This is a genomic window from Pseudoduganella aquatica (assembly GCF_020865585.1).
Classification (GTDB): Bacteria; Pseudomonadota; Gammaproteobacteria; order Burkholderiales; family Burkholderiaceae_D; genus Rugamonas; species Rugamonas aquatica_A.
Genome location: NZ_CP086370.1, coordinates 4,100,456 through 4,118,681 on the forward strand (window position 1 = coordinate 4,100,456; position 18,226 = coordinate 4,118,681).

Annotated in this window: 12 protein-coding genes; 4 read left to right on the forward strand and 8 right to left on the reverse strand. The window is 67.9% G+C overall.

All coding sequences use genetic code 11. The features are described from left to right. Positions 1-113: 113 nt before the first annotated feature. Positions 114-839 carry an oxidoreductase gene (locus KT882_RS18235; protein WP_228892939.1) on the reverse strand — a complete coding sequence of 242 codons (726 nt, stop codon included), beginning with the start codon at positions 837-839 and terminating at the stop codon, positions 114-116. Here KT882_RS18235 and KT882_RS18240 point away from each other — a divergent pair. Continuing rightward, complete coding sequence (locus KT882_RS18240; RefSeq protein WP_228892941.1) at positions 819-1,574, forward strand: LysR substrate-binding domain-containing protein; 756 nt, start codon at positions 819-821, stop codon at positions 1,572-1,574. The two genes, KT882_RS18235 and KT882_RS18240, sit on opposite strands and share 21 nt — an antisense overlap. 23 nt (positions 1,575-1,597) lie before the next feature. Here the strand turns inward: KT882_RS18240 and KT882_RS18245 are convergent, their stop codons facing one another. The 3 genes from KT882_RS18245 to KT882_RS18255 all read right to left on the reverse strand — a co-directional run bounded on the left by KT882_RS18245 (position 1,598) and on the right by KT882_RS18255 (position 6,341). Then, a complete protein-coding gene (locus KT882_RS18245; RefSeq protein WP_228892943.1) occupies positions 1,598-3,349 on the reverse strand; it encodes a PHA/PHB synthase family protein in 1,752 nt (583 codons plus the stop codon). Positions 3,350-3,465: 116 nt separating this feature from the next. Next, the gene (locus tag KT882_RS18250; RefSeq protein WP_228892944.1) at positions 3,466-4,983 is read right to left on the reverse strand and encodes a thymidine phosphorylase family protein; all 1,518 of its coding nucleotides are present in this window, start codon (positions 4,981-4,983) and stop codon (positions 3,466-3,468) included. Then, complete coding sequence (locus KT882_RS18255; RefSeq protein ID WP_161071163.1) at positions 4,980-6,341, reverse strand: MBL fold metallo-hydrolase RNA specificity domain-containing protein; 1,362 nt, start codon at positions 6,339-6,341, stop codon at positions 4,980-4,982. The genes KT882_RS18250 and KT882_RS18255 overlap by 4 nt, the downstream gene beginning before the upstream one ends. Before the next feature lie 245 nt (positions 6,342-6,586). Here KT882_RS18255 and KT882_RS18260 point away from each other — a divergent pair, with 245 nt between their 5' ends. Next, the gene (locus KT882_RS18260) at positions 6,587-7,429 is read left to right on the forward strand and encodes a universal stress protein (protein WP_161071162.1); all 843 of its coding nucleotides are present in this window, start codon (positions 6,587-6,589) and stop codon (positions 7,427-7,429) included. A gap of 33 nt (positions 7,430-7,462) precedes the next feature. Further along, entirely contained in the window at positions 7,463-8,308 is an 846-nt protein-coding gene (locus tag KT882_RS18265) for a universal stress protein (protein WP_161071161.1), read from the forward strand. Here the strand turns inward: KT882_RS18265 and KT882_RS18270 are convergent. Further along, positions 8,305-9,387, reverse strand: a complete 1,083-nt coding sequence (locus tag KT882_RS18270; RefSeq protein ID WP_228892945.1) for a CBS domain-containing protein — start codon at positions 9,385-9,387, stop codon at positions 8,305-8,307. The two genes, KT882_RS18265 and KT882_RS18270, sit on opposite strands and share 4 nt — an antisense overlap. Positions 9,388-9,611: 224 nt before the next feature. Between KT882_RS18270 and KT882_RS18275 the strand changes: the two genes are divergently transcribed. Next, positions 9,612-12,149, forward strand: coding sequence for a cation-translocating P-type ATPase (locus KT882_RS18275; protein WP_267478618.1), 2,538 nt, complete (start codon positions 9,612-9,614; stop codon positions 12,147-12,149). Positions 12,150-12,190: 41 nt separating this feature from the next. Here KT882_RS18275 and KT882_RS18280 read toward each other — a convergent pair whose 3' ends face one another. The 3 genes from KT882_RS18280 to KT882_RS18290 form a co-directional block, all read right to left on the reverse strand. After that, positions 12,191-14,776 carry a bifunctional aconitate hydratase 2/2-methylisocitrate dehydratase gene (locus KT882_RS18280; protein WP_161071158.1) on the reverse strand — a complete coding sequence of 862 codons (2,586 nt, stop codon included), beginning with the start codon at positions 14,774-14,776 and terminating at the stop codon, positions 12,191-12,193. Between the two features lie 149 nt (positions 14,777-14,925). Then, positions 14,926-16,614, reverse strand: a complete 1,689-nt coding sequence (locus KT882_RS18285; RefSeq protein ID WP_228892946.1) for a serine hydrolase — start codon at positions 16,612-16,614, stop codon at positions 14,926-14,928. Positions 16,615-16,917: 303 nt separating this feature from the next. Then, positions 16,918-18,204: a cyanophycinase gene (locus KT882_RS18290; protein WP_228892947.1), complete on the reverse strand. Its 1,287-nt coding sequence runs from the start codon at positions 18,202-18,204 to the stop codon at positions 16,918-16,920. Positions 18,205-18,226: the final 22 nt, after the last annotated feature.

Below are 18,226 nucleotides of genomic sequence, written 5' to 3' on the forward strand. Positions count from 1 at the left end.
CGTCTTCATCGTAGAGAGTAAGGGGGCGAGCCGGCAGGCCTGTACAGGGGCTCACAGTGGTGCCTGATACGCAACAAAGCACCAAGGCAAAACACGGCTCGCCCCCCCACAACTCAAGCAGCCTGGTGGAAGGGATAGTCGGTGTAGCCGATTTCCGAGCCGCCGAAGAAGCTGGGGCGATCGTAGTCGTTCAGCGCCCAGCCGTTGCGGAAGCGCTCGGGCAGGTCGGGGTTGGCGATGAAGTGGCGGCCGAAAGCCACCATGTCGGCGTCGCCCGCCTGCAAAATGGCTTCCGCCGAAGCCTGGCTGAAGCCGCCGGCGGCGATGATGGCGCCCTTGTAGTGCTTGCGTATCAGCTGAGCGGCCACCGGCGCCTGGTCCCTGCTCTCGTCCTCGATATTGCCCGCGATGCGCGGTTCGATCAGGTGCAGATAGGCCAGCTTCAGCGGCGCAAGCTGCTGCGCCACGTAGGTGAACAGGCCTTCCGGGTCGCTGTCCGACATGTCGCCCCAGCTGCCGCTCGGGCCCATGCGCACGGCCACCTTGTCGCTGCCCCAGACGGAGATGATGGCGCGCGTGGTGTCGAGCAGGAAGCGGGCGCGGTTTTCGAAGGAGCCGCCGTAGATATCGGTGCGCTTGTTGCTGCCGTCCTGCAGGAACTGGTCGAACAGGTAGCCGTTGGCGGCGTGGATTTCAACGCCGTCGAAACCGGCCTCCTTGCCACGGATGGCGGCCAGGCGGAAAGCCTCGACCAGGGCTTCGATTTCGGCGTGTCCTCTTCGGCGGTGGGCAAAAGCATCGCGCGCATGGAGGAAAAGATGGCGATGCGCCTGTTCCACCGCAGCACCCGCAGCATCACGCTGACCACGGAGGGCGAGCTGTTCCTGGAGCGCTGCCGCCGCATACTCGGCGAGGTGGCGGCGGCGGAGGCGGAGCTATCCGAGATGTCGGGCGCGCCGCGCGGACGCCTGCGCGTCAGCACGCCGCAATTGACCGGCCTGGTGATGCCCGCGCTGACGGGCTTTATGCAGCGCTATCCGGACATCGCGCTGGACATCGACCTGTCCGAGCGCATGGTGGACATCATAGAAGAAGGCTTCGACGCCGTGATACGCACCGGCACCCAGGAGGACTCGCGCCTGGCCGCGCGCCGCAACGGCAGCTGCCCGCAGGTGGTGGTGGCCGCGCCGGCCTATCTGCAGCGGCACGGCGCGCCATCCCATCCGCGCGAGCTGGCGCAGCACGCCTGCCTGCTGCACAAGTTCCCCGCCAGCGGACGCATAGAGCGCTGGCCTTTCAAGCTGGCCGCCGGCGAGGCCGAGCCGCAGCTCAAGGAGCGCATGACCTGCAGCACCATCGAAGCCATCGCCTACGCGCTGCTGCGCGGCGAAGGCATCGCCTTCCTGCCCACTTTCATCATTGCCGACGACCTCAAGGCGGGCCGCGTGCAGACCATCCTGGAGGGCTATATGGACCAGACGGTGACCTTCTCCATGCTGTGGCCCGCAAGCCGCTACGCTTCGCCCAAGCTGCGCGTGTTCATCGATTACATGGTCGAGAACATGCGCATCTGAGGGCCGCGCGCGGCGGGCCGGCCTCAGCGCTGCACCACGAAACTCCCTGGGGCCTGGCCCAGCACCTGTTCCGGCGCCACCACCGGCGGCGCGGCGCGCTGCCGGTCCGAATGGCGCAGCAACCATTGCTGCCAGTGCGGCCACCATGAGCCCTCGATGGACTCGGACTGCCCAAGCCATTCGTCCGGACTGCTGTAGCCGTTCGGCGACCGATGCGCAGGCCGGATGCGGTAGCTGCGGTTGGCATGGCCCGGCTCCGAGACGACACCCGCATTGTGGCCGCCGGAAGCCAGCACAAAGTCGAACGGCGCGCCGCAGAGCAGATGTATCTTGTACACGGAGCGCCAGGGCGAGACGTGGTCGCGCTCCGTGCCCAGCACAAACAGCGGCGTATGGATGTCGGACAGCGCGACGGGCTTGCCAGCCACCAGGTAGCGCCCTTCGGCGAGGTCGTTATGCAAAAACAGGCCGTGCAGGTATTCGCTGTGCATGCGGAACGGCAGCCGGGTGCTGTCGGCGTTCCACGCCATCAGGTCGTTCGGCGCGCTGCGCTCGCCCAGCAGGTATTCCCGCATCATGCGCGACCATACCAGGTCGCGCGCGTGCAGCAGCTGGAAGGAGGCCGACATCTGGTCGCCGTTCAGGTAGCCCTGGTCCCACATCAGGGCGTCGAGGAAAGCCAGTTCGCTGTCGTCGATGAACAGGCCCAGCTCGCCCGGGTCGCTGAAATCGGTCTGCGCCGCGAGCAGGGTCAGCGTGGCCAGTTTGCCGTGCGCGGGATGCTCGCCCGAGTCCATCGCGGCGGCGCCTATCGACAGCAGCGTGCCGCCCAGGCAGTAGCCCACCCCGTGCACCGGCGCGCCGCCGCACAGGGCGTGGACCTGGTCGAGCGCGGCAAACAGGCCGCGCTGCAAATAGTCCTCCATGCCCATGTCGCGCGCTTCCGCGCCGGGATTGCACCAGGAGATCATCAACACCGTATGGCCTTGCTGCACCAGGTAGCGCACCAGCGAATTGTGCGGCGACAGGTCGAGGATGTAGTACTTCATGATCCACGACGGCACGAGCAGGACCGGCTCGCGGTACACTTTTTCGCCCTGCGGCGCATACAGTATCAGCTCGATCAGCGCGTTGCGGTACACGACCTGCCCCGGCGTGACCGCAACCTCCTTGCCCGGCGTATAGGACGCGCCCACGGGTTCCGCCACCACCGCGCCGGGCAAAGCCAGGCGGCGGCACAAGTCCTTGCGCCAGTTGAGCGCGCCGTCGATCAGGCTGCGGCCGCCGCTGGCCTGTGCGGCCCGCATCACTTCGGGATTGGTCCACGGGTAGTTGGACGGCGACAACATGTCAAGCAGCTGGCGCGCGGTGAACGCCACCACGTCCGCATGGTGCGGGGCGACCCCGGGCACGCCGCTGGTGGCCTGGCTCCAGAACTGCTCGAGCTGCTTGAAGCCCTGGGCGTAGGCGGCAAACGGCCAGGCGCGCCAGGCGGAATCGGCAAAGCGGCTGTCCGCGCCGGCGTCGGCCTGGGGCACCGGGATGGCCAGCATGCGCCACCAGGCGCTGGCCAGCTCGGCGCGCTTGCCGGGCGCCACCGCCAAATGCTGCCACCAGTCCTGAAACGCCAGCTGCATGGCGATGGGCGAAATGCCGCCCGTCACGCGCGCGGCCAGGCTTTGCAGATACAGATCCAGCGCGTTGCGGCTGCCTGTGGCCGGCGCGGCGGCCTGGGCGGCGAGCTGATTCGCGCTACCTTGCGGCAGTGTATTCATCGGCGTCCCCTCCATTGTCGGTACTGCGGCGATTATGGTTGACCAAGGCGGGACCAGGGTTTGATCCACGTCAAGTCCTTGTCCATCGCCGCCCCTTTGCGCCGCGATGGCCTTGTTCATGCCTGCTGTATCGTAAATATCGTGTCCTGGGCCTCCGCGTAAGCCAGGGCATAGGCCAGTTCGCCGGGCGACTCGGCGTGCAGCGTCAACAGCGGCTGACCCGGCCGCAGCAGCGTACCCAGCGGCGCGTGCAGTTCCAGGCCGGCGGCGGGCGCCCTGGGCGCGCCGGCCAGCTTGGCCAGTTGCGCCAGGCGGCGGTTGTCGATGGCGGTGAGCCTTCCCCGGTGCAGCGCGCCCAGCACAAGGGTGTGGGCCGCGCGGGGCGGCTCGCGCATGCCCCCTTGCGCGGCGCAGATGGCTTGCAGCTTGGTCCAGGCCGCGCCGCTGTCGAGCACGCCGGCGGCCAGCGCCCGGCCCTGGCCGGCGCCGGCCTTGCCGCCCAGTTCCAGCAGGCTGGCGGCCAGCGCCAGCGCGCGCTGGCGCAGGTCGGCCGGCGCATCGGGCAGGTTTTGCAGCACCGCCAGCACGTCCCACGCCTCCAGCGCCGGACCGATGCCCCGCCCCACCGGCTGGCTACCGTCGCTGGCAATCACGCTCACGCCTATGCCCAGCGCGCCGCCCACGCTATGGAAGCGCTGCGCCAGCGCGCGCGCCGCCTGCGCCGAGCGCACCTTGGCGCTACGCCCGACCGGCATGTCGATTACCACGTGGGTGGAGCCGGCGGCGATCTTCTTCGACAGCACCGAGGCCACCATCAGGCCGTCGCTGTCCAGCCCCAGCGGGCGTTCGACCCGTATCAGCATGTCGTCCGCAGGGCTGAGCGACACGGCGCCGCCCCAGGCGATGCAGCCGCCCTCGCTTTCCACCACGCGCCGCATGGTGGGCAGGTCCAGCGCGACCGGCGCCAGCGTCTCCATGGTGTCGGCGGTGCCGGCCGGCGAGGTGATGGCGCGCGAGGAGGTCTTGGGTATGGTCAGGCCGCAGGCGGCCACGATGGGCACCACCAGCAAGGTGGTGCGGTTGCCCGGCAGGCCGCCCACGCAGTGCTTGTCCAGCACGGTCCCGCTGTCCCAGCGCAGCCGCTGGCCGGCCGCCACCATGGCGCGGGTCAACGCGATGGTTTCGGCCACGTCCATGCGGTCGCCGGAGCAGGCGGTGATCAGCGCCGCCAGTTCGATGTCCGAGTAGCGGCCCTCGGCCACGTCGCGCACGATGGCCGCGGCCGCCTCGGCGCCCAGCGGCCGGCCGTAGATCTTGGCCCGCACCGCCGACAGCGACTGCAGCGGACGCGCGTGCGCCACCCGCAGCACGTCGCCGTCGATGCCGCCCAGCGCGCGCCAGGCCGCCTCCGACAAGCCCAGCTGCTGTATCCCGATCAGGCTGTCGTACACCACGTTGAGCGTGGCCAGGATGTGCGTCGCGCCGCGCCAGACCTCGATGCGCGCGCGCGCCTCGAAGCCCTCGGCCTTGCAAATGGCGCTGTCCCGGTGCAGGTAGACCACCGGCTCCTGGTAGGTGTCGATGCCGAGCCGGCGCAGCAGCAGGCCGCCTGCGGGGGCGTCGCCGGGCGTCATGCCAGCTCCTGCCGTTCCAGATAGTCGGGCACCAGGCAGTCCCAGTGCAGCTGCTCCTTGATGCGGTGGCGCAGCGCGTCCGCTGCGGCCGGCTCGCCGTGGGTGATGAAGGTGCGCTTCGGCGGCCGCTGGAAATGGCCCAGCCAGCTCAGGATCTCGCCGGCGTCTGCGTGCGCCGACAGATTGTCGATCTGGTGCACGCTGGCCCGCAGCGGCGTGTATTCCCCGTAGATTTTAATCTCCGGCACGCCCGCCAGCATGGCCGCGCCGCGCGTGCCGCCGGCCTGGAAGCCAACGAACAGCACGGTGTTGCGCGGGTCCCCGGCAAATGCGCGCAGGTGGTGCAGCACCCTGCCCCCGGTGGCCATGCCACTGGCCGCGATGATCACCATGGGCATCCGGCGCTGGTTGAGCGCTATCGACTCCTCCACGCTGTTGACGATGCGCGCCGCATGGCACATGGCCTCGCATTCGGCATGGTCCAGGCGGTGCAGCCGGCGGTGCTTCTGGTACAGCGCCGTGGCGTCGGTGGCCATGGGACTGTTCAGGTACACCGGCAGCGCCGGCGGCAGCAGCCCCCGCTGCTTGAGCTGGTGGATCGCGTACAGCACCGACTGGGCGCGGCCCACCGCGAACGCGGGAATGACGGTGACGCCGCCGCGCGCTGCGGTCTCGCGGATGACCTGGCCCAGTCGCAGGGCCGGATCGGCTGCGTCGTGCAGCCGGTCGCCATAGGTCGATTCCAGCACCAGGTAGTCGCAGCCGGCGATATGGCTGGGCTCGACCATGATGGCGTCGTGCAGGCGGCCCAGGTCGCCGGAAAATGTGACGGTGCGGCTGCCGTCGGTCACGGTCGCAATGGCGGCGCCGAGGATATGCCCGCCCAGCGCCAGCTGCCCGCACAGCTTGCCGCAAATTTCAAACGGGCGGCCAAACGGCACCGGCGAAAAATGTCTGAGCGCGTTCAGCGCGTCGCGTTCGGTGTAGAGCGGCAAGGCTGGCGTGTGGCGGGAATAGCTGTGCCGGTTGGCGTGGTTGGCCTCCTCCTCCAGCAGGCGGCCGCTGTCCGGCAGCAGCAGCTTGCACAGATCGTAGGTGGCCTCGCTGCAATATATCCTGCCCCGGAATCCGTCCCGCACCAGCAGCGGCAGATAGCCGCTATGGTCGAGATGGGCGTGGGTCAGCACCACCGCGCCGACGTCCGCCGGCGCCACCGGCAGCTTGTTCCAATTGCGCAGGCGCAACTGCTTGTAGCCCTGGAACAGGCCGCAGTCCAGCAGCATGCTGGCGCGGCCAGACGTGAGCAGGTATTTCGAGCCGGTCACTGTGCCGGTCGCCCCCAGGAATTGCAGTTGCATGGTCACTCCCTCCAACGCGCGCTGAAGCAGCCACATCACTTTATCGGGCGCCAGTGGGCGCGTCAGTAGCAAAATTTGATGCAGATCAAGACTAGCGCCAAAAACGCCGGCCAGGCGCACGCCCCACCCAATTGGCACGGCTGATGAAGGCGAATTTGATCTGCATCATGAAAGCTGCGGATTGCATTTGGTAGTCTGAAGTACTCTCCCATCGATTGCATGCGGCGAATTTCAAGGAGCTTGCCATGTCGTATAAATCCATACTGGTCCACGTTGATCAATCCCCCCACGCCAGCGCGCGCATCGAGTTCGCCGCCGAGCTGGCCCGCACCCATGAGGCGCACCTGACAGGCGCGGCGCTCACCGGCCTGGCCATGGACATCTACCGCAGCGGCGGCATGACCTGGGGCGCGCCGGTGCCGCAGGACGTATTCGACACGGTCAAGGAGGACAACCTGCAGGCGCTGGCGCTGTTCGAGAAGCTGGCCCAGGCGGCCGCCATCAGCTACGAAAGGCGCTACACCGACGACGATCCCGATTTCGGCCTGGTGCAGCAGGCGCACTACGCCGACCTGGTGGTGCTGAGCCAGAGCGACCCGGACTCCGGCGGCCCGCGCATGCTGCACACCCTGCCCGAATACGTGGCGCTGAACGGCGGCAGGCCGGTGCTGATGGTGCCCTACTCGGGCACATTCCGGCACCTGGACCGGCACGCGCTGGTGGCCTGGGACGGCAGCCGCGCGGCCACGCGCGCCATCACGGACGCGTTGCCGCTGCTGCAGCGCAGCGGCCAGGTCACGCTGGCGGTGTTCGACGCGGAGCGGCAGTACGGCGTCCACGGCGACCTGCCCGGCGCCGATATCGCGCTGTTCCTCGCGCGGCACGGGGTCAAGGTGGAGGTGCAGCAGCACGCCACGGCGGGCGGCATCGACATCGGCGGCGCGCTGCTGTCGCTGGCCGCCGACCTCGGCGCCGACCTGCTGGTGATGGGCGCCTACGGCCACCAGCGCTGGAGCGAGATCATACTGGGCGGCGTGACGCGCCGTATCCTGCAATCGATGACGCTGCCCGTGCTGATGTCGCACTGAGCGGCGTTCGTCCCATCCCGGCAAGGAATTTCCATGGCCTATAAGAGCATCCTGGTGCACGCCGGCCAGTCCTTGCCGGCGGCCGGGCGCATGGCGCTGGCGGCGCGGCTCGCGCTGGCCTGCGATGCGCACCTGACAGGCCTGGCCTGCACGGGCCTGTCCCGCTACGCGCACGCCGGCGACGTCGCGCGGCTGCCGCCGCAGGCCGCCGAACGGCTGGCGTTGTGGCGTGCCGACGCTCACGCCGGCCTGGCGGCGTTTGAAGCCGCCGCAAGCCATTGCGGACTGATGCAATATGCGCCGCGCCTGGCGGAAGATACGGCGGAGGAAGCGCTGCTGCACCAGGCGGCATTCCACGACTTGCTCATCCTGGGCGCCAGCGGCCCCGACGAGGATCCGCATGGCGTCATCCGCGATCTGCCCCAGAATCTGCTGCTGCGCTGCGGCCGTCCGCTGCTGCTGGTGCCCGGCCAGGACGCCGCCGGAATGGCCGGGCTGCCCTTCCGCCACCCGCTGCTGGCCTGGGACGGCAGCCGTGAAGCGGCGCGTGCCATCAGCGACGCCTTGCCTTTGCTGAAAATGGCGCAGACCGCGACGCTGCTCCAGCTCAACGATCCGCATTCCGCGCGCGGGGACGAACCGGCGCCCGCCCCGGCCATGGCGCACTACCTGGCGCGGCACGGCGTCCGTGCCGACGTGCGCTGCGAACACACCAGCGGGCCGGTGGGCGACGCCCTGGCAGCCATCGCCAAGGAATCCGGCTGCGGCCTGCTGGTGATGGGCGGCTACGGACACCGCCGGCTCACCGAGACCCTGCTGGGCGGCGTCACCAGGACAGTGCTCGGCCGCGTGCCGCTTCCTGTCCTGATTTCGCACTAGCCGATCGTGCTTTCCGGCAGCGCCGGCCCGGCGGGCTGCGTGGCCGGATAACCTACGGTCTGCGCCAGGATGACGCGCTGCGCCGGCAGCAGCCCCATGACGCTGGCCAGCTCCGCCTGGTCGAACCAGGCGCGCGCCACCGTCGCCATGCCTTCCGCCGCGCAGAACAGATACACGTTCTGGCTGATATGGCCCGCGTCTATGCCGGCGTGCAGCAGGCGTTCGGCGTGGTCTTCGCTGGCCAGCCGCTCCAGATTGGCCACGTAGAGCAGATTGACGGGTGCGCTGGCGACGAAGTCCTGCTTCCCGGTCGCGGCGCGGATATCCTCCCGGCCGCAAAGGATGAGGCTGGGCGCGGCCGCGTCGTAGCGGTACCAGCCGCTGGCCATCGCCACGTAGACGTCGATCTCCTGGGCGTTGGACACCGACGGCGCCGTGCGGCAGCGCTCGGCGGGCCGGTTGATGCCGAACGCCGACCACAGCAGCCGCGACAGCCGGTAGCGCGACAAGTCCCTGGAACTGAACAGGCGCTGCGACTTGCGCATATTGAGCATATCGACCAGGGCGATGCCCAGCGGTCCGATGTCCGCGTCCAGCTCGAATGCCTTCGCGCCCACCAGGCTCAGCGAACCGCCCTGCGCGGCGTCCTCCGCAGCGGCGGCGCCTTCGTGGCCGTGCCGCGGCGCCGGCCCGGCAACCGGCAGTTGCCGCAGCAAGGCCTGGATCAGATTGGCACGGCTGACCATGCCATCCAGGCGGCCGCCGCTCACCACCGGCAGGCGCTTGAGGTCATGCGCCTCCATCAGCGCCGACACCTGCTCCAGCGGCGTATCCGGCGCCACGCAGATCACGGCCGTGCTCATCGCGTCCCCGGCCAGGCAGTCCGCCGCGGTCCAGCCGCCCTTCCCGGCGCGGCGCAACAGGTCGCTCTCGGTCAATATTCCCAGCAGCTTGCCGTCCGCATCCACCACCGGCAGTCCGCTGATGCGGTGCTTGAGCATCAGGCCGACCACACGGTGCAGCGTGGCCTCCGGCCCCACCGTCACCAGCAGGCGGGCCATGACATCGGCGGCTATCATGGCCGCCTCCAGGGGGAAGTGCTGTGCATGCTTGACTCCTGCAGGTGAATAATCGTTGTCCACTATGACCGCTGACCGCGCCCGCATCCATGATCTGGATCAAATTTCCGCGTGCCGCCGCCGCGAGGCGGCTTCCGGCGGCATTGGCCGAATTTGATTTAGATCAACAAACCGCCATGTCCGCCTTGCTACCATGAATTCCCCGCCCCTCCCGCGTGAACTCCATGAGCCAAACGTCCGAACAGCAGCATGCAGGCCTGGCCAGCGCGGAAGCGGCCCGCCGCCTGCTGCGCGACGGCCCCAACGCCATGCCCACGGACGGCGCAGGCTGGAAGCGCATCCTGGGCCGGACCGCGCGCGAACCCATGTTTGTGCTTCTGCTGGCGGCGGCCATGCTGTACCTGATACTGGGCGAGCCGGCCGAAGGCATGGTGCTGCTGGCCATGTTCGCCGCCACGCTGGGCATGACCTTGTACCAGGAAGGCAAGACGGCGCGCGCGCTAGAAAGCCTGCGCAAGCTGAGCAATCCGCAGGCCCTGGTGCTGCGCGACGGGCAACGCCGGCAAATCGACAGCAACGGGCTGGTGGAAGGCGACCTGCTCCTGCTGTCCGAAGGCGACCGCGTGCCCGCCGACGGCCAGCTCCTCTCCGGCCCCGGTCTGCTGGCCGACGAGTCGCTGCTGACCGGGGAAGCAGTGAGCGTGCCCAAGCAGCCGGTGGCCGAGCCGCTGCCGCCCGCCCCGCCCGGCGGCGACGGCCTGCCTTTCGTCTACGCCGGGAGCCTGGTGGTCCAGGGCCACGGCATGGTGCGCGTGACCGCCACCGGCCCGCGCAGCGCGGTCGGCGGCATAGGCGCCGCCCTGCATGGGCTGGAGCCCGAGGTCGCGCCGCTGCAGCGCCAGGTCCAGCAGCTCGCGGGCCGTTTCGCCGTGCTCGGCATGGGCCTGAGCGTGCTGCTGGTGCTGCTGGCCGGTTTCAAGCATGGGCAGTGGCTGGAAGCGCTCTTGGCCGGCATCGCCCTGGCCATGTCCGCCTTGCCCGAGGAGTTTCCCGTGGTGCTAACCGTGTTTCCGGCGCTGGGCGCCTGGCGGCTGGCGCACGCCAAGGTGCTGACCCGGCGCCTGGCCGCGCTCGACACCCTGGGCGCAGCCACCGTGCTGTGCATGGACAAGACCGGCACACTGACCGAAAACCGCATGGCGGTGGCGGCCCTGCAAACTGCCGATGGACAGCGCCTGGACCTCGCTGCGCCAGGCTCGGCGCCAGCCCTGCCCGAAGCATTCCACCTGACGGCTGAATGCGCCGTGCTCGCCAGCAGTGCCGGCGCCGCCGACCCGATGGAACAGGCCATCCACCGCCTGGGCGCGGCGGCCCTGGCCGGCAGCGTCCACTTGCACCCGGACTGGAAATTGACGCATGAATACGGCTTCTCGCCGGCCACGCGCTGTGTTTGCCATGTCTGGCACAGCGGCAGCGGCTATGTGATGGCCGCCAAGGGCGCGCCGGAAGCGATCGCCGCGCTCTGCCGCATGAACGGGCCGGAAACGCGCGCCATGCAGCACGCCGCCGAGGCCATGGCAGCCAGCGGCTTGCGCGTGCTGGCGCTCGCCGGCTCGCGGACCGAAGCGATGCCGGCGGCGGGCTGGCCCGCCAGCGCGGCCAGCCTGGACCTGCAATACGCCGGCCTGATCGCCCTGCGCGACCCCTTGTGCGCCGATGTGCCCGCAGCGGTACAGGCTTGCCGCGCGGCCGGCGTGCGGCTGGTGATGGTGACCGGCGACTATCCCGCCACGGCGGCCGCGGTGGGCCGCCAGGCCGGCATGGAAGCCGGCGGCATACTGTCCGGCGACGAGATGGCGCAGCTGGACGACGCGGACCTGGCCGCGCGCCTGCGCAGCGTCAGCATCTGCGCCCGCATTGCGCCCGAGCAGAAACTGCGCATCGTGCGCGCCCTGCAGGCCGGCGGCGAGATCGTGGCCATGACCGGCGACGGCGTGAACGACGCGCCCGCCCTGCGCGCCGCCCACGTCGGCATCGCCATGGGCGGGCGCGGCACCGACGTGGCGCGCGAAGCGGCCGCCATGGTGCTGCTGGACGACCGCTTTGCCTCCATTGTGCAGGCCATAGCGGCGGGCCGGCGCATCTATGCCAATATGCGAAAGTCGCTGGCCTATGTGATGGCAGTCCATGCGCCGATAGCCGGCATGGCGCTGTTACCGGTGCTGCTGGGCTGGCCCATCGTGCTCTACCCCATGCACATCGTATTCCTGGAGCTGATTATCGACCCGGCCTGCTCGCTGGCGTTTGAAAACGAGCCGCCTGATCCTGACTTGATGCAGCGCCCGCCGCGCCAGGCCGGCGCGCCTATCTTCGGCCGCAAGGAACTCTGGCTGGCGATGCGGCAGGGCCTGTACACGCTGGCGCTGACCGTGGCGGCCTACGCTTTGGCCTTGTCCGCCATGCCGCCCGAAAGCGCGCGCACCATCGGCTTTGCAGTGCTAGTGACAGGCAACCTGCTGCTGATGCTGGCCAGCCGTAACAGCGGATCGGAGCGCCGCCTGCTGCTGCGCGGCGAGAACCGCATGCTCTGGACCTTGTGCGGCGCCGCAGTGGTGCTGCTGGCGGCGGCCATCTATGTGCCGCCTTTGGCCGGGCTGTTCCGCCTGGCGCCGCTGGGGCCAGGTGCGCTGGCCGCCGTGGCCGGCATAGGCGCGGTCCAGCTGGCAGTGCTTTCGCTGCCGCGAAATAAAAAAAGCCCCTGAAGCCAGGGGCTTCAGGGGCTCTTGTAGCGAAGAAGCTAGTCTTACACTCGCACGGAATCGGCCACGTTACGGAATTCTTCGATCTGGTCGAAGTTCATGTAACGGTAGATGTCGTCCGCGTTGTCGGCGATCACGCCGATGTGCGACATGTATTCCGCCTTGGTCGGAATGCGGCCCAGGGCCGAGCACACCGCTGCCAGTTCGGCCGAGCCGAGGTAGACGTTGGTGTCGATGCCCAGGCGGTTCGGGAAGTTGCGGGTCGAAGTCGACATCACGGTGGCGCCCTTGCGGATCTGCGCCTGGTTACCCATGCACAGCGAGCAGCCCGGCATTTCCATGCGCGCGCCGGTGCGGCCCAGGGTGCCGTAGTGGCCTTCGGAGGTCAGCACTTGCGCGTCCATCTTGGTCGGCGGAGCGATCCACAGGCGCACTGGAATATCGGACTTCCCTTCCAGTACCTTGGAGGCGGCGCGGAAGTGGCCGATGTTGGTCATGCAGGAACCAACGAACACGTCGTCGATCTTCGCGCCGGCCACGTCGCCCAGGGTCTTCACATCGTCCGGGTCGTTCGGGCAGGCCACCACCGGCTCGTGGATGTCGGCCAGGTCGATTTCGATCACGGCGGCGTATTCCGCATCCGCGTCCGGCGCCAGCAGCTCAGGGTTGGCCAGCCATGCTTCCATGGCCTTGATGCGGCGCTCCAGGGTGCGCTTGTCCAGGTAGCCGGTCGCGATCATCCACTTCATCAGCGTGATGTTCGAGTTCATGTACTCGATGATAGGCTCTTTATCCAGGTGCACCGTGCAGCCGGCGGCGGAACGCTCTGCCGACGCGTCGGACAGTTCGAACGCCTGCTCGACCTTCAGCTTGGGCAGGCCTTCGATTTCCAGGATGCGGCCGGAGAAGATGTTCTTCTTGCCCTTTTTGTCCACGGTCAGCATGCCCTGGCGGATGGCGTACAGCGGAATGGCGTTGACCAGGTCGCGCAGGGTGACGCCGGGCTGCATCTCGCCCTTGAAGCGCACCAGCACGGATTCAGGCATATCCAGCGGCATCACGCCGGTGGCGGCGGCGAAGGCCACCAGGCCGGAACCCGCAGGGAAGGAGATACCGATAGGGAAACGGGTGTGCGAGTCGCCGCCAGTGCCCACGGTGTCCGGCAGCAGCAGGCGGTTCAGCCACGAGTGGATCACGCCGTCGCCCGGACGCAGGGCCACGCCGCCACGGTTTTCAATGAAGGCCGGCAGTTCGCGGTGGGTCTTGACGTCCACCACTTTCGGGTAGGCGGCGGTGTGGCAGAAGGACTGCATCACCAGGTCGGCCGAGAAGCCCAGGCAGGCCAGGTCTTTCAGCTCGTCGCGGGTCATCGGGCCGGTGGTGTCCTGGGAGCCGACGGTGGTCATCTTCGGTTCGCAGTAGGTGCCTGGGCGGATGCCCTGGCCTTCCGGCATGCCGCATGCGCGGCCAACCATTTTCTGCGCCAGCGAGTAGCCGCGGCCGGTGTCGACCGGGTTTTGCGGCAGGCGGAACAGGGTCGACGGCGCCAGGCCCAGCGCTTCGCGGGCCTTGGTGGTCAGGCCACGGCCGATGATCAGCGGAATGCGGCCGCCGGCGCGCACTTCGTCGAACAGCACGTCGGACTTGACGGTGAATTCGGCGATGACGACGCCGTTTTTCAGCGCTTTGCCGTCATATGGACGCAGTTCGATCACGTCGCCCATTTCCATCTGCGACACGTCCAGTTCGATAGGCAGTGCGCCTGCGTCTTCCATGGTGTTGTAGAAGATCGGGGCGATCTTGGCGCCCAGGCACACGCCGCCGAAACGCTTGTTCGGGATGAAAGGAATGTCTTCGCCGGTGAACCACAGCACCGAGTTGGTGGCGGACTTGCGGGACGAGCCGGTGCCGACCACGTCGCCCACGTAGGCGACCAGGTTGCCCTTGGCTTTCAGCGCTTCCAGCTGCTTCAGCGGGCCGATTTTGCCCGGTTCTTCAGGATTGATGCCTGGACGCGGGTTTTTCAGCATGGCCAGCGCGTGCAGCGGGATGTCCGGACGGGTGGTGGCGTCCGGCGCTGGCGACAGGTCGTCGGTGTTGGTTTCGCCGGAGACCTTGAACACGGTCAGGGTCAGGCTTTGCGGTACTTCAGGACGCGAGGTGAACCACTCGGCGTCGGCCCAGGACTGGATCACTTCCTTGGCGCGTGCGCTGCCCTGGTCGGCCAACTCTTTCACGTCGTGGAAGTAGTCGAACATCAGCAGGGTCTTTTTCAGGCCTTCGGCCGCGACCTGGCCAACCACGGCGTCGTCCAGCAGGTCGATCATGGGCTTGATGTTGAAGCCGCCCAGCATGGTGCCCAGCAGGCGGGTCGCCAGTTCGCGCGACACCAGCGGGCTGGTTTCGCTGCCCTTGGCAACGGCGGCCAGGAAGGCGCATTTGACCTTGGCGGCGTCGTCCACGCCGGCCGGCACGCGGTAGGTGATCAGGTCGACCAGGAAGGCTTCTTCGCCGGCCGGCGGGTTTTTCAGGAGTTCGACCAGTTCCGAGGTCTGGGCAGCGGAAAGCGGCAGCGCGGGAATGCCGAGGGAAGCACGTTCGGCGACGTGGTCGCGGTAGGCAGCTAGCATGAAAAACTCCTTCAGTTTTGGTTAATAGCGGCGGACGCCGGGACGCATCCGCCAGTTCTGTACGCTATTGTACCTCAACAACTCTTCTATAAGACATAAGACAAACTAAAGGTGTACTTTTTTCCTCACAGCCGCCGGCCGGCGCCGCGCTACTTGACCAGCGGCGCCGGCATGGTGCGCCCGCCCTGGTTCAGCACCAGCACATGGCTGCCGTCCGGGTTCTTGGTGAAATTGACCTGGGCATCGACAACCTTGACAAAAAAGTTAGTGTCGCTGGTGGCAAACAATTCGAACGGCGGCTGGTTGGTGGCCTGGGCGATGAACTTCTCTCCCTCGCGCCGCACCTCGATAATGAAGTTGGGCGCCAGCTGGTATTTGCCGACGTAGCTGTCCAGCACCGCCGGCGCGACCTTGACTTCAACCCGCGCCGGCAGCACGGCGGCGTCACCGGTGCGCGGATAGACGGTCGAATTGCCGTCCCGGGACACAGTCAGTTGCGTGACGGCGCCCTTGGCGTCGCGCGCAAAATCGGCGGTGATCAACGATTTGCCGACGAAGAAGCCATTCTCCGAATGCGCCCGCAGCAGCATGGTGTTGCCGCCGCTGCGCGCCATCGACAGCCGCCCGTTTTCGACGCGGACGGTGCGCGTTTCAGGGCCGGGGCCGCCGTACACGCCGGCGAAGGCCGCCAGCGCCTTGGCGTCCAGCGTGATCTCCTTGTATTCGGTGTAGGGTTTGCCGATGGCCAGCGCGGCCGCCTTCATGGCCATCATTTCCGGCGCCACGTTGCCGGAATCGGCATTGCCCAGCACAACGACATACACCTTCTCCTGCGGCAGGCGCAGGGCGTAAGTGGCGAAACCGTTGATGCCGCCGCCGTGCCCTATCATCGGGCTGCCCTTCAGGTTGCCGATGGCCCAGCCATAGCCATAGTTGGTGGATTTGCCGTCCGCCAGCGTGTACGGGGTAAACGCCATTTTCCAGCTGGCCGGCTTGAGCAGCTTGCCCTGCGCGATCGCCTGGTCCCAGCGGTTCAAGTCGTCCACAGTCGACACCAGGGAGCCCGCCGCATACGGCAGCGCCATGCTCAGCGGAGCGGAAGGCTCGAAGGCGTCGCCCTTCTTGCTGTAGCCGGCCGCGCGCAGCGGCGGCGTACGCTCGTAGCCTTCGTAGGCGGTCTGGGTCATGCCCAGCGGGACGAAGATGCGCTGTTCGACAAACTTGGCGTAGCTCTGGCCCGAAATCTTTTCGATAATCGCGCCGAGCAGGAAATAGCCCGAGTTGTTGTAGGCGTAGCGCGAGCCCGGCTCGAACTCCAGCGGGTCGTTCTTGAAGGTGTCTATCATCTGCGCCACCGTCAGATCGGTGTTCATGGCGGCCATGAAACCGGGCTTGCTGGTGTAGCTGACGATGCCCGAGGTATGCGTCAGCAGGTGTTCGATCGTGATCTTCTTGCCCTTCGTCGGATAGTCCGGCAGGTGCTTGGTGATGTCATCCTGGACCGACAGCTTGCCCTCGTCGGCCAGCATCAGGATGGACACGGCGGTGAACTGCTTGGTGATCGATCCCAGGCGCAGCGACATCTCCGGCGTCATGGCCTGCTTCTTCTCGATATTGGCCATGCCGTAGGCCTTGCGCAGCAGCGGCTTGCCATCACGCGCCACCAGCACGGTGATGCCGGGATCGGTGGCCTTGTAGTTGGAACCGATGACGGCGTCGAAGCGCTCAGCGAACGATGGGTCAGCCGCGGCCGCGGCCACTGGCGCCTCCTGCGCGGCGAGGTAGGGCGTTTGCAGCAGGATCAGCGTGGCGACGAAGATGGCCGAAGGCTTGAACATGTATTTTGACTCCTTGGATTGAAGTGGCGGCCGCACTATGCGGAAGGCCCGGGAATCATAATATATTTTTTGCAAGCCGTGACCAGCGGGCAATGCGACGAACCAGCTTGAAACCCTGGTCCGCCATGGCGCAGCCCAGCACCGTGCGCAGCCTGTGCACGCCACCCAGGCCGCCCACGGGTACTTCGGCGCCGCACCGTGCGCGCGGGGCTGGCGGACACGGGGAGCGGGGGCCGGCACGTCCCCGAAAAGATCTGCTCAAACATCAAGTCACTCCTCGTATATCGTTCAGTCTTATCCAGGTCAACGCGTCTGCAGCTCGCGCCGCATGGGCAGCGGCACGATGTCCAGCCGCACGTCGCGGATGGAGTATGCGGAGGAAGTGGATGAAGGATAGGCGAGCGTCTGCGGCGTGCGCGTGAAGCGGAAGCCGAAGGCGGTTTCGGGTGCGGTGCTGCGCGGATCGCCGCTGGCCAGGCCAAAGGCTTCCTGCTGGTCGCTATCGACCAGGCGCTCCATCAGGTCCAGCACTGCGTTGTTGCCCAGGATGTCATTGCTGTACAGCGGCCCCTTGTTCGAGGGCGGATCGCCGGCTGCGATGGCGGCTTCCTTGTCCGGCCCGGGCTTGTGCACGCCCGTGGCCAGGTCCAGCTGGTCGCCGTGATCGAGGTAGCTCAGCTTGACCGCGCGCGCGCCGAATGCGCCGGCCACCGGCGCAGCCGCCGCTTCCGACAGGTCCACCATCAGCACGCCCTTGTAGCCTATCACCTCGGCCTGGCGCTGCTGCCGCACCACCAGCGCGCTGTTCTCGTCCACGCCGAAGCCCACACGGTAGCCCTTGTTCATCATGGCCGGCACCATGCGCGCCAGCCGTCCACGGATCAGGAAATGCTGGTCGATGAAAACGCCGCCGCCGATGAAGCCCAGGCCCGGCGACAGCGATTTTTCAGGCTGCAGGCCGCGCCGCAGCGCGTCCCACACCGGCGGCGCGTCGTCGAACATGGTGGTGCTCATGATGGCTGCGCCGGCGCTGGTGCCTGCCACCATGCCGCCACGGCGGTACATGTCCCACATGGCCTTCAGCGCAGCCGTCCTGCTGCCGTCCGCGCGCAGCAGCGCTTGCGTGATGCGGCCCTGGTCGCCGCCGGCGAAATACACGCCGCCGGCTTGGCGTATGCGCTGCGCCAGCGCCGCGTCCTCGGCGGCCTGGCGGTAGTCGCTTCCCGCCATGCGCGGCGCAATGGGGGCGATGAACGGATCGGCGCCGTAGCGGCGCAGCGCAGCTGCAATCTGCTCGCCGGAACGCGCGGGGTTGCCTGCGGCGGTGGGCAGCACGGCGATGCGCGCGCCCGGTCCGCCGGACAGCGCCACGATGCGGGACCAGACGTCGGCATTGTCGGCGCGCAGTGCGCCGCCCACGATGACCAGCGTGCCTGCCGGGGCGGCGGCCGGCTCCGACGATGCAGCGGCAACGGCAGTGGCAGCGGCAGCGGCAGCGGCTTCCACCCCGAACGCAGCGCCCGGCAGCAGCATGCATGCCGCCATGGCCGCAATAGCCGGCACCGCACGGCCGGCAAACTTGATAACCATCCGGTTCTCCTAGATTAAGCCG

Excerpts from the sequence above, each read along its gene's own strand:
- KT882_RS18240 (WP_228892941.1), top strand. The coding sequence starts at position 819 with ATGGCGATGCGCCTGTTCCACCGCAGCACCCGCAGCATCACGCTGACC.
- KT882_RS18245 (WP_228892943.1), bottom strand. The coding sequence starts at position 3,349 with ATGAATACACTGCCGCAAGGTAGCGCGAATCAGCTCGCCGCCCAGGCC.
- KT882_RS18250 (WP_228892944.1), bottom strand. The coding sequence starts at position 4,983 with ATGACGCCCGGCGACGCCCCCGCAGGCGGCCTGCTGCTGCGCCGGCTC.
- KT882_RS18255 (WP_161071163.1), bottom strand. The coding sequence starts at position 6,341 with ATGCAACTGCAATTCCTGGGGGCGACCGGCACAGTGACCGGCTCGAAA.
- KT882_RS18260 (WP_161071162.1), top strand. The coding sequence starts at position 6,587 with ATGTCGTATAAATCCATACTGGTCCACGTTGATCAATCCCCCCACGCC.
- KT882_RS18265 (WP_161071161.1), top strand. The coding sequence starts at position 7,463 with ATGGCCTATAAGAGCATCCTGGTGCACGCCGGCCAGTCCTTGCCGGCG.
- KT882_RS18270 (WP_228892945.1), bottom strand. The coding sequence starts at position 9,387 with ATGATAGCCGCCGATGTCATGGCCCGCCTGCTGGTGACGGTGGGGCCG.
- KT882_RS18275 (WP_267478618.1), top strand. The coding sequence starts at position 9,612 with ATGAGCCAAACGTCCGAACAGCAGCATGCAGGCCTGGCCAGCGCGGAA.
- KT882_RS18280 (WP_161071158.1), bottom strand. The coding sequence starts at position 14,776 with ATGCTAGCTGCCTACCGCGACCACGTCGCCGAACGTGCTTCCCTCGGC.
- KT882_RS18285 (WP_228892946.1), bottom strand. The coding sequence starts at position 16,614 with ATGTTCAAGCCTTCGGCCATCTTCGTCGCCACGCTGATCCTGCTGCAA.
- KT882_RS18290 (WP_228892947.1), bottom strand. The coding sequence starts at position 18,204 with ATGGTTATCAAGTTTGCCGGCCGTGCGGTGCCGGCTATTGCGGCCATG.